We start from the raw sequence: 15,970 nt of genomic DNA, 5'->3' as shown, positions 1-15,970 counted from the left end.
ATGGTAAAACCCCCTTTAACTGGTTAATACACTATATTCACATTTTGGCAAAATGACCGTTGGCGTGCGGGGTGGGTAACATGCGTGCCAGGGTGTCAAAACTTAAAAAAGCAGCCGATTGTTTGGCCGGCTGCCGCTGTGTAATGGTTGAACTATCGTTCCCCGTTAGCTCAATCAACTATATCAGTATTTGTAACATAACTTACTAAAATTCAGTGTATATTCATTCAAAAGATTATTGAAGTAAATGTAGCAACAGACTCTTCTGAGCATGCATCCTGTTTTCAGCCTGTTGGTAGATTATGGAGTTGCCCGATTCAATCATATCTTCTTCAATTTCAAATCCAGGATGAATAGGCATGTCATGCATGATGTAGGGAGAGTACCCACTTAAATTCTTACTGTTAATTTGAAAAGGCATCATTTCTTGAATCCTTCTATTTTTCTCTTCTTGATAACTTAAATCATTGAAATACTCCATATCCACCCATGTATCTGTGTATAAAAAATCAGTTTTGCTAACTGCTTCAGCCATACTTTTCAAATTTTCAACATAACCGCTCATATATGCTCTTTTCATTAATTCTTCATCCCAGGAGACTTCATTCACTAAAGGAGTAACTAATAAAAGTTTAATCCCTAACGTCATACAACCAGCTATTAGTGAATTTGCTACATTATTGTGGATCCCAACATAACTTATAGTCACACCTGAAAAGGTGCCTTTTACTTCATACACTGTCATCAAATCAGCTAATGCCTGACATGGATGGTATTTATTACAGCAACCATTTATGACCGGAACACTAGAATGTGTTGCTAGTTCAATTAAATCAGAATGGTTTTTTAATCTTGCCATAATTACATCGCAGTTTCTTGACGCATAGCGAGCCTCATACTTAATAGGTGAGATGCTAAAATTACTGGAATCCCAGTCCATGGTTACAGCATAACCACCCATCCGATTAATCCCAGACTGGAAAGATAAATTGGTTCTAGTTGAAGACTTTTGAAAAAGCATTAACAATCCTTTTTTTTCACATGCTTGGTAAAAAAGTTGAGGATTCTGTTTTACCGCAATGCCATTTTTGATTATAGAAAACAGCGTAGCTTTATCAAATTCCTCTAAGGACAATACGTGATTGCTCAAATCTATCCACCGCCTATGTATATTTATACATAATATCGTATATTTATATACATTATAACAGCTTAAATAAGATGTCAACGATTGGAAGTATCCTGCCCGTTAGTTCAATAGAAAAGAGGAGCTACCACAATGGAAGCTCCTCCGCTATCGTTTCCCGTTAGTTGAATAAGCACGCTTTCTTTTATTACACAATATCGTTGTACTGTTCACTAAATCTATTTTCATATTTAGGCATTAAACCTTCCACTTACAATATTTGTGATATAATACTCAAAAAGGTGGTGTTAACATGGGTCTCGCTTGGTGGATATTAATTGTTGTAGCCATTATTATTGCTGGCGGTTACTTTAGTTCGAGAAAGCGCCGATATAATAGTGTTTATTGCCTCGAGGCGTGTTTGATGCGCTTTTTGGGTCAAATGCGACATAAAACCTCCACTTATCTTGTTCAACTAAACTGCCCGTTAGCTTAATGATCCAGCAGTATGCTCAGTTGCTCCTGAATCAATCAAATGGCCCATTAGCTTACTCATTAGGATCTGATTGATCTGACGGCGACTCATAGCCTTTTGCAGGGAAATGTGGTCTACATGTGGAATGTATTCCCTATGTGCTCTACAATTTGGGGTCTACATGTGGTCTGTGGTCTACATGTAATTCCCTTGTTATACATAAGGGGTTTGTATGGAGTGGATCAGTTTTGGCGTATTGGAGACTTTGCCAAGAAGGTTGGGAAGCACGGAAACACGGTAGATGGTTGGTTCAAACAGCTGGAGGATAGCCATGTTCATTATGTGGGACGTGCTGGGAATGAAAAGGTATATGACGAACTGGATCTACAGATTGCACAATACATACGGGATCGCCGAGAGAATAAACCTCCCTTGGCGTTAGAAGCGATCTTCTAAGCTTTGCCCAATGAATTTGAATTGCGACCGTTTCCTGAAGCAATTGAAGCTACAAGTGAGTCACAAGTGTTAGATATAGAAGCACTGAAGGCTAGTCTTCGGTCTGAATTTCAAGCAATGGCACAGCATGCGGCGGCAGCTACAGTTCAAGCTTTGCCTGATCCAGCACAGCAACGGCGTGACAGGTTCAATGAGAGAATTACTGAACGCCGGGTAGAAAGTAAGCTGCACGATGAAGCTGAAGCAGTCTGGAACGCTAAACCGGTACCTGATCGAATGCGTAAGACTAGTTGGTTCCGTAAAGTTGAAGACATGGTAGCTCGTGAAAGATTCATAAGGAAATACATAGAAGCTAGGATTGAGGATTGTTTGCGTGAGGAATATGGATTTTAAGGGGAAACAACATGAAAATGAGCAGAGAAGCTAAACTAGGATCATTGACAGGTGCCGGAATCGCAACTCTAAGCTTCGGTATCGCATTACTAACTAAGGACGTGGGACAAACATTCGGTTTCTTGGTGTCCGCTGCCTTTATCACAATTGCTGTAGCTACATTCATTCGTGGCTTTACTTACCGTAAGGAGGTACGTATTCAGTATACGCTTACCTCTTACGGGCTTAGCATTATAGCGTCCAGTTTAGCATTTATAATTATAGCGTCGGTATTCAGTAGGTAATACAACTAGGGGGTTACATAAAGTGAGTAACGTTGTCGAATTGAGATTAAAGCGAAAAGGCGTACCGATGAGCGAGGAAGAAAAGGCTGGTTTGCTTGATAAATGGGAGCATGGCTTTGCCATATTCGTCATGGCCACGGGCCTTGAAACGCTGGTTATGAAAGGCGCTAATATTACTGAAGTTGATTACATAAATCAAATGAATATAGGTATCAGATTGATGGCCGAAGTTAACTATTCTCATATGTTAGCTGTTGTAAATGAACAAGAGCTGATTGATAGAGCGTTCGTCGGGTATGAGATCCATCATAAGTCCCTTCAAAAAAGATGGGTCGAACAGAACTAACTAAAAAAGGGCTCCCCGTTAAGGAAGCCCTTTTTTCACCTATTTGTAAAGTAGTAATTTGTAAGGAAAACAACAAACAAAAAGGAGGTAAGGTGATAATTTTACCATAGTAGCGACATGATGTATACTTATAATGTGGTGTTACTTCTTTGCTCGACGACTCCGCTTCCGACGGGGTATCTAAAAAAAGCCAAGGGGCCTAATAACCCGTTGGCTTTTTATTTGGGTTACCCACTTGCAGTCACCCTTATGAAGTAAATGTACTTCGTAAGTATACCATATTAGCAAATTTTAGGGCAGTCCTTCGGGGCGGCCTTTTTTGTGTTTAAAACTGGATACTTTCTTTTTTATAGTGAGGGTTGTCACATGCGCGAACAGTCCCCGTTATTAGATACACGATACAATTCGAGGAGGCAACGCGCATGGTTCAGCAGTTCTTGACGGATAATTTCGTCGATCAATACCCGGATATTCCGGATCACATGCTCCCATTGGGGCAGTTCGTTTATTATCGCACGTATTCCAGGTACTTACCGGGGAAGGGTCGTCGCGAAACATGGAAGGAAACAGTTCGCAGAGCGTCCGAATTTAACGTTCAGCTTGCTTATAAGAATACGAATAAAATCGGCCACACGACGGACGTGGAAGGGCTACGCAAGGAGGCCCAGCTGCTGTTCCATAATATGTTCAATTTGAAACAGTTTCTTAGTGGCCGTACTCCTTTGGGTCGGTGGCGCTGAGAATGGCGTGTGATGGCGCTATGCGCGTCTGCTGAGGGGGATGGATACGAACAGGGTATTGATCCTAGACATGAGTCGGTCGATACATACAGTAAGCAACGGAAACGGTGGTGGCAGCGTAAATGATCGGGAGAGAGGCACGAGATGAGGATCAGGCGCGCGAGCAGTTGGATAATCCGCCAAGTCCGAGCGTCGAGATCATACCGCTGGAGGATGGTCGCGTTATGCTCCGGGAACATCGTTAGGGAGACTTGGGGTAAGATTCCTCTGCCGCTGGATGAGCAACCGGACGATGGAGGATAGACAGCTCGTCCGGCTGATGGTAATATATGGACGTAACAAAGAGAGTCGCCTTATTAAATCATACCATCAGGGGGAGAGTGTTAGGTAATGGCTAATTATGTGAAAGTTGATTCTGTTTGCCCATGCGGACGAAAGCTTAAAACCACTAACAGCAATGCTGATAGTGAGAGTACGACAACTAGTACGATGCCATGCCCATCATGTAAACAAAACGTCAGTATCCAAGTTAGAGGGGCAAATTCTTATACTAGCTACAAATAAACGTCGACCGCCTCGTGATCTAAGGCGCGATATATAGCAAAGAAAATAAGCCGCAACGGAAAGCATCCAGCGGCTTATTTTCTGTTTGTATCGGTTATTTGACCAAAATAAAAACCGCCCATAATAAGAGCGGTGAATTGAACTAACGTTTCCCGTTAGTCCAATCGCTTACTATTTGTTAATCGTAGACTCTGAAAGTTGTCCGTTACTAGCATATCCCATTACCCTTCCCTTGATAGTGGTGACAGGCAAAGAACCATAGATTTGACTGTCAATACTTCTCCACCACGTATCTCCCATAACAAAGAGATGTCCTTCAGGCACTTTAACCTTATCCATTTCCATGTTAAAGTATTCATTCATGGTTTTCTGGCATGATTCATCACATTGAGCTGAACCTGGCTTATTGACTGTTTTAAAATACTCTTCTTCTTCGAGTCCCCAACTGAGAGCCTTACCATAAAAGGTATCTAACCTCTTATCGTTAACATAAACTTGGCCTTTTTTTATTTCAATTTCTTCGCCTGGAAGAGCTATAACCCTTGCGATATTATACTCGGGCGGATTTAGCTGTGGATATTTATTATTATCAATTGTAGGGGTTTTATAGTAAATTACATCGCCGCGATTAATATCATTCTGATTGTAATAATTCGGGTCGACAGCTATCTTCCCTTTGTCTTTAGAGATGTATTCTAAGTTGCGACGTGCCATCCCATCGTTATGGTTTTCAACAGCGATTAGGTCCTGTTTCATTTCAACTGTTTCTGGCGACTCTTGAGTGATTAGGTCAGTAATACTTTGCTCTTCGCAGCCAAGAACGAACAGAAAAAAGAATACAATCGCTAGTGACTTCTTCATTGGAATCCCCCCTAATTTGATAATACTCATTAAAATAGATAATTCTCCAATTAATTCCAACAAATTTCTGAACATCCGAAATTATCAGAAATGTATTTAGTCGATCTGCCCGTAAGCGTAATAAAGGGCTACCACATGGCAGCCCTTTCGTTGTTCAACTATCGTTTCCCGTTAGCTTAACGTGTCGTGCCTATTTGAATATAGAGCAAAAGTATTTACTCCAGCTAAACTATTGTTCCTTTTTAACGGTGCTCTTTTTCAATGTTGCACTCCATGGCATATCGACCTCACCGAAGCCTTCTGCTCCTTGAATCTGTTTCTGTTTTACAAGTCCAATTTGCTTCGCATAGTAATCTAACATTTCAAATACCGTAAACCGATGAAACCCAGCATCGAATGACGGTTCATTCCGAGTGTCAGGTTTAATCGGTCTAAGAGTAATTGCTGCCTTACCTGTTCTATTTCCATGCTTGTTTACTGGGACATCGAAATTAATAAATTCATTAAACCCATCTGCCACCGTAATCACAGTCACTAGACCCATATTCTTAGTTGGAAAACGCGGATCGATCGGAGTGTTTATTTTGATGCTCCACTGCCCTTTACTATCTGTTAAGCCATTTGCAACAATATTTCCCTTGTAATCAATTATAATTAGACGCGCATTAGGTATAGGTCTAAATGATTCATCATTAAATGGTTTCTTCTTCGTTCCGTATCCGTCGATAACAGAAGATACTTTAAAATACATAATTGCTTCAACGTAACCTTTTGAGGGTGTATCAGTAGGAGATGAATCAGCAAAAGCAGTGGAGGCACTTACCAGAAGGCAGAGAACCAACATTACGGACAATTTACTTATCACTATTCCACCTCAATTTTTTTGGGATAGTCTTCCCTTAATGAGGAAAATCATTACGCTATACTGCCCGTTAGTTTAATCGTAAATTTTACTGAGATTAGAGCTATATTGTGCTTCCTCAAAAGTCATTGGAGGGATCTTATCAAGCCAATCAACTTTCGAACCAATTCCTTCGCATCCCAAAAGCATATCTTCCCTTGTACTCATATCAATACCGACTTGCTTCCAGATAATATACCCATTGACTTTAACTACATTTGCTACAATTACTGTACACGACAAATCGCAATCATCTGGGCACATTAGTACTGGCAACACAACCTCTTTACTTGCTGAATTAAACCTTCCTTTAATACATTCTTTCTCTTTCGAGTCGTAGACCCAATCAATAATTGTTGGGATCATTCCCAGAAGGTTATTTGAAGGATAATACTTGTGAAGCAATATATCCAGAGGAGTACCATCAATCAATGACGATAGTGTTATGTTCAACTTTACAGTACTCACTCTTCATCGGTACGACTTCAATTTTATTCAACAGTCCCATTGATTAGATACCTCACTTTGAGCAATTAGCACACCTATATCGTATCTCGATTTACTCCGTTATCCTGCCCGTTAGCATAACAGACTGTCCTGCTGGATAGTTCCACCTCTCTTACACGATTCTAATAATGTCAAATTGCTTTGCTACAACCCAACCATTTAATCCGTATGAAGACAGGATCACATAGTACTGATATCCTTCTTTCAAAAGCCGATCAGATAATTCATCAATGCTGTCATAGTGCAACGGCCAACAATAGTTTTTTTGTTTCTCCAAAAGTTCTTTGTTCTCCTTAAAAAATAGGTTTAACCCATTTTCTTGAATGTCCAAGATAATACTACCCTCTAATTGGGTTTCGAATTGATGAGCTAATACATCTACAAATGAAACTTCCACTTGCTCGGAGTTATTAGATGCTTCTGTATTTAGAATTATTTTGTGATTTTTTAAATCAACCTGATAAGATGTGATCTCGTTATCATGAATGATAATCATTTGGCACCTCCCCAATAAGCATATATTACACTCTTTTCAAAGATGGTTCATTAACGTAAACTGCCCGTTAGCGTAACGAAGGGCTACCGCATGGTAGCCCTTTCAGTGTTCAACTATCGTTACCCGTTAGTGTAACAACAGGATGAATTTCAAATTCTTACCACACTGAGTGATTTTATCTTTAATAGGGGACATTATTTTTAAATCAAAAATCAATTGGAGGTATTACAGTGATTAGAAACATTGCCTGTTTATTATTACTTGTCTTCAGTATAACTTTAGGAACAACTTTCGATGAAGCATTCGCAGCTGGGGTAAATCAATTGTTTGATGAACCAATTACCAAAACATCAGAACAATGGTCTGTTACACTTAGTGAACCTATACTTGATGGACCTAACATAAGAAAGCCTGAGCCTGGTGTTTTTGATATGTATAGCTTAACCGTTAAGAATCATGAAGAGAAAGCTTTTAATGTAAAGGTTGAGGCATATAGAAATGAACCCAATTCACAAACTAAATTACAATTAACTTCCTTACATCCTACCACTTCTAGTTGGGAAAACGGAAAGGAATTGACAATACATAACAATTTACCCGTTTCCGTAAAATCCGACGAAGTTGAAATCGTTGTGTACTGGGAGTCAGAAAAAGACCAGGGCAAAATAGTTCAGGGCAAGAAAGTATCCAGAACATGGAAACAGTCATTTGTGTTTAAACCGAAGGAATAACAATAACTAACTCTAACCTGCAAATTGCAGGTTTTTTTTATGCAGTTTTGAAGAATTCTGCCCGTTAGCTTAATAAAGAAAGGGAGCAGCTGCCGCAGCAAACTACCCCTTATTTGTTGAACTAACGTGTCCCGTTACCTCAAAAGATCTTGATAATTTGGGGGGAAATCATTCTTATCTGGTCCTCTAACATGTTCAAAATTTTTAAGCTCAACTCCAGCTGCCGAGATTCGATATGTAAAAACATCTTCACCGACAGGGATATGAGGTCCAACTGTTGGACGTACATCAAGAGTAATCAAAAAATCAAAACCACGGAAGCCATTAACCCTTTTTATATCCTTCACATCAACAAAATAAGGATATATATCGGGTGAACCTGGTACAGAAAATATATCAGAATACGCCTCAGCAAGTTTCTCTCTCATATGAGGAAGCAAAAGCAATACGAGCATATCTTGAAGTTGCAATTCTCTTGAGTCCTTAAGTGGCTTCTCATCAACAGCATTACAAAATTGCGTTCCAACCAATGAGAATAGGATTACAAAGCATATTATTACCCTCAAGAACCTCGACCCTTCCTTTACCTTAATCCACCAAACATAGATTAATCTGTCCAGAAAAGAGAGGTGTATTCATTAATCTAAACTGCCCGTTAGCTTAATCAGTTAAGATACTAAAGGTTAAATTAGATTGCCTTCCCAATCAACAAAAGTCAGTTGATCCTTCCGAAACAAGCACCATTCGATAATTGTCTTCACAAGACCTGGTGTAACAATGTGATCATCCCAAATTGGAGTTTGTACTCTTACCCAACCTTGACGAGAATGATTTTCTAATCCTCCAAACTCGATACCTTTTACCACAATATGCGGTACCTTATCATGGTTAGTTTGTGCTACATGATATGAAACAATAAATTTCTTATCATCTGAAACGATACTAAGATTGATTCGTCCATAATCTTCAGCATCTTGTTGGACATTCCAATAATAAGTCCTGCCGCTATACTCCAACTTCCGTTTGCCCTTTGAATTAACTCCCATCGGCTTGTTCCCTCGCTAATATCGTACTAATTCGCTTCCACTGTATATTCGAGGCAGCATCAAAGTATCCTGCCCGTTAGCTTAACAACAAGTGACCGCCTTTGAAAAGTTGAATAATGCTAACAAAATTCGTACTTGGTTAGGAGACATTATTAAATGCCAGTATCGGTAATTACTAGGTAATCACGTACACTGGCTAGATTATTTCATGATGATACATTCACTTCAAACAACAAAAAAAGAGCCAAGACCGAAGTCTTGACCTTTAAGATCCTCTATGATTAGTATACAGTTACAGAACTTCCATCTGTAGTTGCTTCAGTTGTGATGGAATACAGACCAACAAGGTTCTTCACGTTGATCTGGAACGTTATCGGAGCTAAAGAATCCGAAGAATCGATCATATAAGTTGCAACGTTTTTCCAAGTGTGATCTGGTTGTTCTGTGGAGGTAAAGCTTACTGGATTACCGCTATTAATCTTGAAATTGCTAAGTTTAGATACCTCTTGATTTGTTGTAAAAGTCAGGTTAACTATGTCACCAACTGTTGCCTTTGTTGGATCTACATTGTTCGATACTAAGCTTACATTGTTGATTACTGGAGCGGCAAGTACTGTTACGGAACTACCATCGTTAGTTGCTTCTGTTGTTACGGAATAAAGCCCTGCATTATTTTTTACATTTATTTGGAAGTTAACTATACCTTCTGGATCAGAATTTTCGAGAATATAAGTTGCAGTATTTGTCCATTTCTTTTCTGAGCCTTCGGAAGTAAAGGTAGCTGGGTTGCTTCCATTTATTTTAAAATTGCCCAGTTTTGTAACTTGTTCAGTTGTGTTGAACGTTAATGTTACGGTGTCTCCAACTTTTGCAAACGAAGTGTTAGAGTTACTGGATTTTATGCTAACGTTGCTAATAGCAGGTGCAGCTACAACATCAAATGCATTCAGCAGGTTTGCGCCCATTGTAGCACCCATCTCGCGGTTGGCGTGGCTTTTGGGGCTAAAAGTTCCATCTGGTAAGCCATGAATCAAGTCATACTTTTGAGCAAGTCCTATATAAGGCATTGCCCATTTAGAAATCTTATTTGCATCCTTGAAAGTAATGGAAGCATCCTCTTCATCAAGAGTCCCCTTTGTTTGGAGCGACATAACCAAGATTTTAGCTGACATTTCTCTTGTTACAGTGGCATTTGGATCAAACTTATCTTTGCTGACACCCGTTACGATACCTGCCTGATAAGCGGCTTCCACATAAGGAAGTGCCCAACCAGTAACATCTTTAAATGAGGATGCTGTTGCATCTGCTTTAAGACCCAATGACTTTACCATGATCGTTACGAATTGAGCGCGAGTCATGGTGCCTTTCGGATTAAAATGTCCCTTCGTATCTACTCCATTGATGATGCCCTTGTCATGCAAATTCTGAATCGCTTCTTTCGCATATGAACTATCAATGTCGATAAACGAATTCGGTTTTGTCTCAGCAAAAGCTGCTGTAACCGCTGATACCGATACTAAAGTGGCTAGTACCGCACTTATAAGAATCTTTTTCATTATTCTTCTTCCCCCTATTACTATAAAAAATACTAGATAAATTTCGTCGACGTTAAACAGTATGTTCTTTTCTGATTCATATTGCAAAGGTAAGTATTGGGTAGACAATTCAGGTTACTGCTAATAAAGAAATACTTGATCTTAAGACATTCCTCCATAAAAAAACACGATTTACGCGGATTCATAATCATTAATATTGTTATTGTTATTCTCTGATCAGAGGATAGACGAAGATAATTGGAGTAACGTTTTTTGCGTATTTGAAAATGGGGAATTGGTCGCTAAGGGGCAAGTTAGCATCATTAACGTGCTCGATAACGTCTATCATTATCTTTTCTTAAGAGCAAATCAATTAATGGAAACTTTGTTAATAGGTTATTTGAATACAAGAAAAACAAACTATGGACATCCATGGTAATACGTCAATCAGACACCATTGTTGGCGGACTGATGGTATGGCAAGAAGAAGACCGAGGTGTTATAGAGGATGTTTTTGTCCGTGAACCATGGAGGAAGTGTGGGATTGCCAAGCATTCACTTACACAAGCTTTGATATATCTCAAGTCTCATCAGCTACAAAACGCTAATCTCATGGTATTAACTACAAATAAATCAGCGTTATCTCTATACGTCTCAGTTGCCTTTTACACGGATAAAGAAGAGATAAGGTACTTTACAAAACTGAATTAGGCAACAAAAAAGAGGGGTCCCCGCCCCTCTTTGCTATTTCCACCAATAAATCTCCAAAGGAAGCAGAAATAATATACCCGCTTAACATCACCTCAAAAGTAATATACTCTGGGAACTATTGCGTTATCCTACCCGTTAGCGTAATAATTAAATACGTTCTCCTGCCTCGTTATAATGTGTGTTTTTAGGAACTGATTCACCATTAAATCGGAAATCGGGATGGTTCTCAATCAACTCTTTTATAGAGACACCATTTATTCTTAATCCATTAATTACACAGTTATCTATTGTTAGATTTATCAGATGCGAGTTGGAGATCGTTGCATCCGCCAAAGTCCCAGCTTCAAAATTCAATCCAAATACATCACACTGTTTCATATGCATATCCCACCATGCATTACCTTCCATATTTACATCTGATAAATTGCTTGCTCGTACGGTGGAACCTGTTAAGTCAACATGAATGATCTGGGCTTTTTTCATATTTGCAAATCTAATTGTTGTATCATTTAGGTTAGCATTTTCAAAAGTAGAGTTAGTCAAATCTCCCGAATAAAATTTACTATTCGTATTATTTATATCATCACCTCCATAATATGGTGTTTTTCTTATAATGAATTCGCTGAATGTATTCAACTCTCCTGCCCGTTAGTTGAGAAGAGGCAGCCGATCACAAGAAGCCGGCTGCCTTCAACTGTCTTTATTGAGCTATCGTTACCCGTTAGCTTAGTCATCATCGGCCACTGGAACATATTCTTGGCCTATTTCGGTGTCCTTTAATACGTTTTTTTTCCATGTAACCTTCTAGCTACCTACCCGATCTAATATATACGTAACGTTACGAACCTACTAAAATTTCTAGTCAAGAAAGCAGGTAAACCTTTGCATGTAGATCCTAATGTCGTCAAAGCCAAAGAGGGGGACCCTGAAGCATTCATGCAGTTGATGCAAGAGATAGAGTTACCCTTGTATAGAACTGCAAGGTCCATCGTCAACAAAGAATCCTCCATAGATTAAATCAGATAGCATTTCAACGGAGGTGGCTTCTTCAGCAGTACCGTATGTCTGTCCATTCTCATTTTCAGGATAGCTAGGAGGATTTGTGAGGCTTTGATTAATCGTTCTTTTAGCATCGCTTTGAAACGCCATAGTACCTCCCACTACGCAAATGGTTAAAACAACACCAACAATGATTATTCTGATGCGTTTCGAGTAAACACTCATTTTCTCACTCCTTAAAAACACTAAATTGTAAATGTATGGTCGCAAACTCACCAATTACTTATACGATTCCAGTAGTTGGAAGTTGCGCTATTCTGCCCGTTCGTAAACTATTTTAACAATCTTTAATGAGGATTAAATATCCTTCTGAATCAGTTACGTGAAAGCTAGTTGTTTTCTCATAAGGGCAATAGCAAATTTCATCAACTCGGGCACCTTTGGATCGTAATGATTCGTGCGAGGCATTAATATCTGGGGAAAATAAGCTAAATACAGCATGAGTCGTCGGATTTTTCTTGTCCGATTCTATCAGCAATACTCGGGCACCATCCATATCTAATCCACCATTGGAATTTTTATTAATGCCTAGAACATCCGTGTACCAAACCATTGCTTGTTCATAATCACTAACATGAACATAAATTTCGGTTACTCGATTCGTGATAACGTTTGTTGAAGTTCCCATCAATATCCCCACCTCATTAGATTATAATTCCACATATATCTAAACAATACAAAATTAAGCACTAAATTGATACATGTCGTTCATTTAACTAAACTGTCAGTAAGCTTAATGAAGCAACGTCTGTCTAACACTTAATTTTTGGCTAAGACTTTATTTTCTTTTGACAGAAAATATGAAAATACCACTGTGGCACCCTTATTCACTCAGGTCTCTCCGAATCATATAGCATAGAACTATTTTCAACTATTTCGAATCATCTACTTATATCGTGTTAAGTGGTTTCTTAATGTTCGTTTAATAGATGGTAGTCAACAATGATGTGAGGACGGAGGGGTTGCAATGATCGGAGAACGTATTAAGATGCTACGCAAGAGAAATCGCTTATCACTGACCGAGCTCTCCAAAAGAGCCGGTGTCGCGAAATCTTATTTAAGCTCCATTGAACGAGGTCTTCAACAAAATCCTTCGATTCAGTTTCTCGAAAAGGTAAGCGCTGTATTAAAGGTTACAGTTGAAGAATTTTTGAATATCGACCAGTCTGAGCAAAAGGTTGATCATCTTGAACATGAATGGTCCGAATTGGTAAGAGAGGCTGTGGCCTCTGGTGTCAGCAAGGATCAGTTTAAAGAATTTTTGGAATTTAACAAGTGGAAGATCAAGCGTGAATAACGTTTTATTTGTTATTAAACAGCCGTTTCTTGAATGTCATTCTTATCACTTTCCTGAAGGCACAGAAAAACTTTACGCACGTCTTCTTTCGTAAACCCCATTGATCGCGCGCTTTTTATTAGGGCTACCCATTCCAAATCCTGATTATCCTTTGATTTTACAAGTCCCATAATCCTATGTCCCCCATTCATTATGGGACGGTTGCACCACTGACTCCTTGCGTTTAAGGTGCCCAGATACTAAACGCATTTCAGCGTCTCATATGAGGACTTCAATTATGGATATTTTCAACTGATTTTTTTTAATTTACTCACATTGAAAAAGGGCGATGCAGGAACATCGCCTTTAAGCTACGGCAGAGAATGATGTGAGATGATCTTAACATCTTGTCCACCATCCCCTCATATATAGCGTATGTGGTTATACTCAAAATTCTTGGACTTATAACAGCTGTATCCATACTTTATCCTGCAAGTTGAGAAAACGACAGTCACTTCACCAACTGCCGTTTCTTCGTGCTTATTGAGCTATCGTTATCCGTCAGTTGAATAGTCGAAAGTATTAATTATTCAATCTTTAACTTATATATAGGTTGCTGATAGCTATTTTCTTGATTTTGGCATATAAACCCCGCCTTCTCATATAAATCGATAGCTTGCTCGTTTTCTTTTTCTACTGTTAAAGATATAACCCTACATTTACGGTGTTTTTCTTTTATAAATTCAATAATTTTATTTAGAGACTGTTTTCCATACCCTTTACCTTGAAGTACCTTATCAATCTGAAATCCACCAATCCAATAATTATCCTCACTGTTTGGTGTATAGCTAATATAAAACGCACCAATAATTTTATTATTTTCATACAAAACATAAGGGTCTAAAGCCTCATCCCAAGGTTTTATATAAGCAAACGCTAGTGATTCTGCAATATTTGGAACAAAAGATTTTTGGCTTTCGTGTACTGATAATTCAAATGCTTCTTCCCAATTGTTCTTTGTAATTTCTTTAATACAAATATCATTCATTTACTTGCTTCCCCCTTCTTTTTGTCCTCATATCCCCATCGTTCCAGAAGCCATTTATTTTCTAAAATATCATCCTCAGTTAATCGGCCCAATTTCATCTTGGCAAGAAGAATGAGTTCTTTACGATCTGTGTACTCGAAATCCTTGTAGATCTCCTGGTTCTTCTTATGGAATAGATGAATTTGCTCAGTAAGTTCGAAATATGGCAACGCCCCTGATTTCCATTCCAAAAAAGATTGATACATGGGTTCCAGAGCTTGTTCAGTTACCAGTTTGTGATACTCGTCAATAATTTCACGCTCTTGCTGTCTTTTTTGTTGTTTAGAAGTTAATTTGCTCTCCAAGTTTATTCTCCTTCGGTTACGAATAAGGCTTTACAGGAATCCTCACGGCTTGCCAGATACTTCTTCAACCACACTTTATACTCGATCGTGAAGTACACCTGCTCTGCTTTGATCCCTTGCCATTGATAATTGCAATGCAGTTCTCCCAGTTCAGGTCCTCGATGTTTATCTTCTCGATCTCTCCAACTCTACATCTGGTACTGTACAAGATTTCAAGTAAAGCTCGTCCTCGAAGGGATAAGCATGAAATCTTCAGATGGATCACATCTTCCTCGATTAAAAACTTAGGAATGTGCTTCTCCATCTTGGGTTCTCTTAATTTTTATAGACGGGTTTGAAGTTAAATATGTTTCTTCATAGGCAAAGTGAAAAAGGGATCGAACAAAACGAATTCGATGGCCTAAGCTACATGGCTCGTTTGTTAAGATCATTGACTTAGGCAGTATCTACAGATAAATGGAGACTATCATTTGCGCTTCGGAGTTATTGGAGGGTTTCATTCGTCGTTAATGAGAGTGTAATTAGAAGCGGCGGAAAAAGCAATTTACGGCATTCCAATGAAACAAATACAGCCAGCCTCTCAAGAGGGCAGGCTGTATTTGTTTCAAGGCTTTAATTGGATGGAATGATTCGAATATCCTTATCCAAATTGGCAAGCATCATGTAATTGCGATTAAAAGTAAAGATACGTTTTATCTGATAATAGGACATGGTCACAGCAGTTAATGCTTCGCTGAGCGAGAAACGAAGCTCAGGCCTGTCCATAAGCAGTCTGCGCGATTCCCTCTCAAATTCGGGTCCGCTGGAGATGACCTCCAGCTTGCCTCTACTCACTGCCTTATCAATTGCATTCAGAAAATATTCTGCCTGCTGATAGTTATATTCATTTCGAAGCCACGCGTGAAGATCAAATATAATGGAGTTGGTCGTCACGTAATTACGTTCAAGATCATGCAAATCCAGAAATAGGGATCGGGCTTTCACATAGCGAGGGTCTTCAGGGTTCATTAAAGCGGCTAAAGCCGTTTCATCCAGAAAAATTGTATCCTGAATGTTCAAGTAGTTATCCAT

24 protein-coding genes, 1 pseudogene and 1 riboswitch are annotated in these 15,970 nt (G+C 39.0%); of the genes and pseudogenes, 9 read left to right on the top strand and 16 right to left on the bottom strand.

The window, feature by feature from the left end; genetic code table 11:
* Window positions 1-235: 235 nt before the first annotated feature.
* Window positions 236-1,150: a Rossmann-fold NAD(P)-binding domain-containing protein gene (locus AC0YN7_RS14435; RefSeq protein ID WP_475810703.1), complete on the bottom strand. Its 915-nt coding sequence runs from the start codon at window positions 1,148-1,150 to the stop codon at window positions 236-238.
* A gap of 688 nt (window positions 1,151-1,838) precedes the next feature.
* Between AC0YN7_RS14435 and AC0YN7_RS14430 the strand changes: the two genes are divergently transcribed.
* The 6 genes and pseudogenes from AC0YN7_RS14430 (at window position 1,839) to AC0YN7_RS14405 (ending at window position 4,065) form a co-directional block, all read left to right on the top strand.
* Window positions 1,839-2,057, top strand: a complete 219-nt coding sequence (locus AC0YN7_RS14430; protein WP_475810702.1) for a hypothetical protein — start codon at window positions 1,839-1,841, stop codon at window positions 2,055-2,057.
* Between the two features lie 3 nt (window positions 2,058-2,060).
* Window positions 2,061-2,450, top strand: a complete 390-nt coding sequence (locus tag AC0YN7_RS14425) for a hypothetical protein (RefSeq protein ID WP_475810701.1) — start codon at window positions 2,061-2,063, stop codon at window positions 2,448-2,450.
* 11 nt (window positions 2,451-2,461) lie between these two features.
* Window positions 2,462-2,734, top strand: a complete 273-nt coding sequence (locus tag AC0YN7_RS14420; protein ID WP_475810700.1) for a hypothetical protein — start codon at window positions 2,462-2,464, stop codon at window positions 2,732-2,734.
* A gap of 22 nt (window positions 2,735-2,756) precedes the next feature.
* Window positions 2,757-3,080 carry a hypothetical protein gene (locus AC0YN7_RS14415; RefSeq protein WP_475810699.1) on the top strand — a complete coding sequence of 108 codons (324 nt, stop codon included), beginning with the start codon at window positions 2,757-2,759 and terminating at the stop codon, window positions 3,078-3,080.
* Between the two features lie 422 nt (window positions 3,081-3,502).
* Window positions 3,503-3,830, top strand: a pseudogene (locus tag AC0YN7_RS14410) (ribonucleoside-triphosphate reductase, adenosylcobalamin-dependent); the annotation flags it as partial.
* A 112-nt stretch (window positions 3,831-3,942) separates the two neighbouring features.
* The gene (locus AC0YN7_RS14405; protein WP_475810698.1) at window positions 3,943-4,065 is read left to right on the top strand and encodes a hypothetical protein; all 123 of its coding nucleotides are present in this window, start codon (window positions 3,943-3,945) and stop codon (window positions 4,063-4,065) included.
* A 490-nt stretch (window positions 4,066-4,555) separates the two neighbouring features.
* Here the strand turns inward: AC0YN7_RS14405 and lepB are convergent, their stop codons facing one another.
* The 4 genes from lepB to AC0YN7_RS14385 all read right to left on the bottom strand — a co-directional run bounded on the left by lepB (window position 4,556) and on the right by AC0YN7_RS14385 (window position 7,149).
* The gene (lepB, locus tag AC0YN7_RS14400; RefSeq protein WP_475810697.1) at window positions 4,556-5,245 is read right to left on the bottom strand and encodes a signal peptidase I; all 690 of its coding nucleotides are present in this window, start codon (window positions 5,243-5,245) and stop codon (window positions 4,556-4,558) included.
* Window positions 5,246-5,474: 229 nt separating this feature from the next.
* Window positions 5,475-5,996 (bottom strand): peptidase associated/transthyretin-like domain-containing protein, encoded by a 522-nt coding sequence (locus AC0YN7_RS14395; protein WP_475810696.1) that lies wholly within the window; start codon window positions 5,994-5,996, stop codon window positions 5,475-5,477.
* Window positions 5,997-6,182: 186 nt separating this feature from the next.
* Window positions 6,183-6,599: a hypothetical protein gene (locus AC0YN7_RS14390; RefSeq protein ID WP_475810695.1), complete on the bottom strand. Its 417-nt coding sequence runs from the start codon at window positions 6,597-6,599 to the stop codon at window positions 6,183-6,185.
* Window positions 6,600-6,765: 166 nt separating this feature from the next.
* A complete protein-coding gene (locus AC0YN7_RS14385) occupies window positions 6,766-7,149 on the bottom strand; it encodes a hypothetical protein (RefSeq protein ID WP_475810694.1) in 384 nt (127 codons plus the stop codon).
* Window positions 7,150-7,379: 230 nt separating this feature from the next.
* Between AC0YN7_RS14385 and AC0YN7_RS14380 the strand changes: the two genes are divergently transcribed.
* Window positions 7,380-7,880: a hypothetical protein gene (locus tag AC0YN7_RS14380; RefSeq protein ID WP_475810693.1), complete on the top strand. Its 501-nt coding sequence runs from the start codon at window positions 7,380-7,382 to the stop codon at window positions 7,878-7,880.
* Between the two features lie 134 nt (window positions 7,881-8,014).
* Here AC0YN7_RS14380 and AC0YN7_RS14375 read toward each other — a convergent pair whose 3' ends face one another.
* From AC0YN7_RS14375 to AC0YN7_RS14365, 3 genes are all read right to left on the bottom strand, one after another.
* Window positions 8,015-8,446 carry a DUF3888 domain-containing protein gene (locus AC0YN7_RS14375; RefSeq protein WP_475810692.1) on the bottom strand — a complete coding sequence of 144 codons (432 nt, stop codon included), beginning with the start codon at window positions 8,444-8,446 and terminating at the stop codon, window positions 8,015-8,017.
* Between the two features lie 117 nt (window positions 8,447-8,563).
* A complete protein-coding gene (locus AC0YN7_RS14370; protein ID WP_475810691.1) occupies window positions 8,564-8,926 on the bottom strand; it encodes a hypothetical protein in 363 nt (120 codons plus the stop codon).
* A gap of 281 nt (window positions 8,927-9,207) precedes the next feature.
* Window positions 9,208-10,482, bottom strand: coding sequence for an S-layer homology domain-containing protein (locus AC0YN7_RS14365; RefSeq protein ID WP_475810690.1), 1,275 nt, complete (start codon window positions 10,480-10,482; stop codon window positions 9,208-9,210).
* A 411-nt stretch (window positions 10,483-10,893) separates the two neighbouring features.
* Here AC0YN7_RS14365 and AC0YN7_RS14360 point away from each other — a divergent pair, with 411 nt between their 5' ends.
* The gene (locus tag AC0YN7_RS14360) at window positions 10,894-11,172 is read left to right on the top strand and encodes a GNAT family N-acetyltransferase (protein WP_475810689.1); all 279 of its coding nucleotides are present in this window, start codon (window positions 10,894-10,896) and stop codon (window positions 11,170-11,172) included.
* A 147-nt stretch (window positions 11,173-11,319) separates the two neighbouring features.
* Here AC0YN7_RS14360 and AC0YN7_RS14355 read toward each other — a convergent pair whose 3' ends face one another.
* The 3 genes from AC0YN7_RS14355 to AC0YN7_RS14345 all read right to left on the bottom strand — a co-directional run bounded on the left by AC0YN7_RS14355 (window position 11,320) and on the right by AC0YN7_RS14345 (window position 12,859).
* Window positions 11,320-11,808, bottom strand: coding sequence for a pentapeptide repeat-containing protein (locus tag AC0YN7_RS14355; protein WP_475810688.1), 489 nt, complete (start codon window positions 11,806-11,808; stop codon window positions 11,320-11,322).
* Between the two features lie 324 nt (window positions 11,809-12,132).
* Window positions 12,133-12,396, bottom strand: coding sequence for a hypothetical protein (locus AC0YN7_RS14350; RefSeq protein ID WP_475810687.1), 264 nt, complete (start codon window positions 12,394-12,396; stop codon window positions 12,133-12,135).
* A 112-nt stretch (window positions 12,397-12,508) separates the two neighbouring features.
* Window positions 12,509-12,859: a VOC family protein gene (locus tag AC0YN7_RS14345; RefSeq protein ID WP_475810686.1), complete on the bottom strand. Its 351-nt coding sequence runs from the start codon at window positions 12,857-12,859 to the stop codon at window positions 12,509-12,511.
* A 339-nt stretch (window positions 12,860-13,198) separates the two neighbouring features.
* On the opposite strand from AC0YN7_RS14345, the gene AC0YN7_RS14340 reads away from it, so the two are divergent.
* Window positions 13,199-13,528: a helix-turn-helix domain-containing protein gene (locus tag AC0YN7_RS14340; protein ID WP_475810685.1), complete on the top strand. Its 330-nt coding sequence runs from the start codon at window positions 13,199-13,201 to the stop codon at window positions 13,526-13,528.
* A 14-nt stretch (window positions 13,529-13,542) separates the two neighbouring features.
* Here AC0YN7_RS14340 and AC0YN7_RS14335 read toward each other — a convergent pair whose 3' ends face one another.
* The 5 genes from AC0YN7_RS14335 to AC0YN7_RS14315 all read right to left on the bottom strand — a co-directional run bounded on the left by AC0YN7_RS14335 (window position 13,543) and on the right by AC0YN7_RS14315 (window position 15,970).
* Window positions 13,543-13,698, bottom strand: coding sequence for an anti-repressor SinI family protein (locus AC0YN7_RS14335; protein ID WP_475810684.1), 156 nt, complete (start codon window positions 13,696-13,698; stop codon window positions 13,543-13,545).
* A gap of 16 nt (window positions 13,699-13,714) precedes the next feature.
* Window positions 13,715-13,798, bottom strand: a riboswitch (cyclic di-GMP riboswitch).
* A gap of 295 nt (window positions 13,799-14,093) precedes the next feature.
* On the bottom strand, window positions 14,094-14,555 hold the full coding sequence (locus AC0YN7_RS14330) for a GNAT family N-acetyltransferase (protein WP_475810683.1): 462 nt from the start codon (window positions 14,553-14,555) through the stop codon (window positions 14,094-14,096).
* Entirely contained in the window at window positions 14,552-14,899 is a 348-nt protein-coding gene (locus tag AC0YN7_RS14325; protein WP_475810682.1) for a hypothetical protein, read from the bottom strand. The genes AC0YN7_RS14330 and AC0YN7_RS14325 overlap by 4 nt, the downstream gene beginning before the upstream one ends.
* Window positions 14,900-14,963: 64 nt before the next feature.
* Window positions 14,964-15,203 (bottom strand): tyrosine-type recombinase/integrase, encoded by a 240-nt coding sequence (locus AC0YN7_RS14320; protein WP_475810681.1) that lies wholly within the window; start codon window positions 15,201-15,203, stop codon window positions 14,964-14,966.
* 308 nt (window positions 15,204-15,511) lie between these two features.
* Window positions 15,512-15,970 (bottom strand): type II toxin-antitoxin system VapC family toxin, encoded by a 459-nt coding sequence (locus tag AC0YN7_RS14315; RefSeq protein WP_475810680.1) that lies wholly within the window; start codon window positions 15,968-15,970, stop codon window positions 15,512-15,514.

The sequence above is a fragment of the Paenibacillus sp. J31R122 genome (genome assembly GCF_056269185.1).
This window is presented reverse-complemented; position numbering and strand designations above follow the sequence as displayed.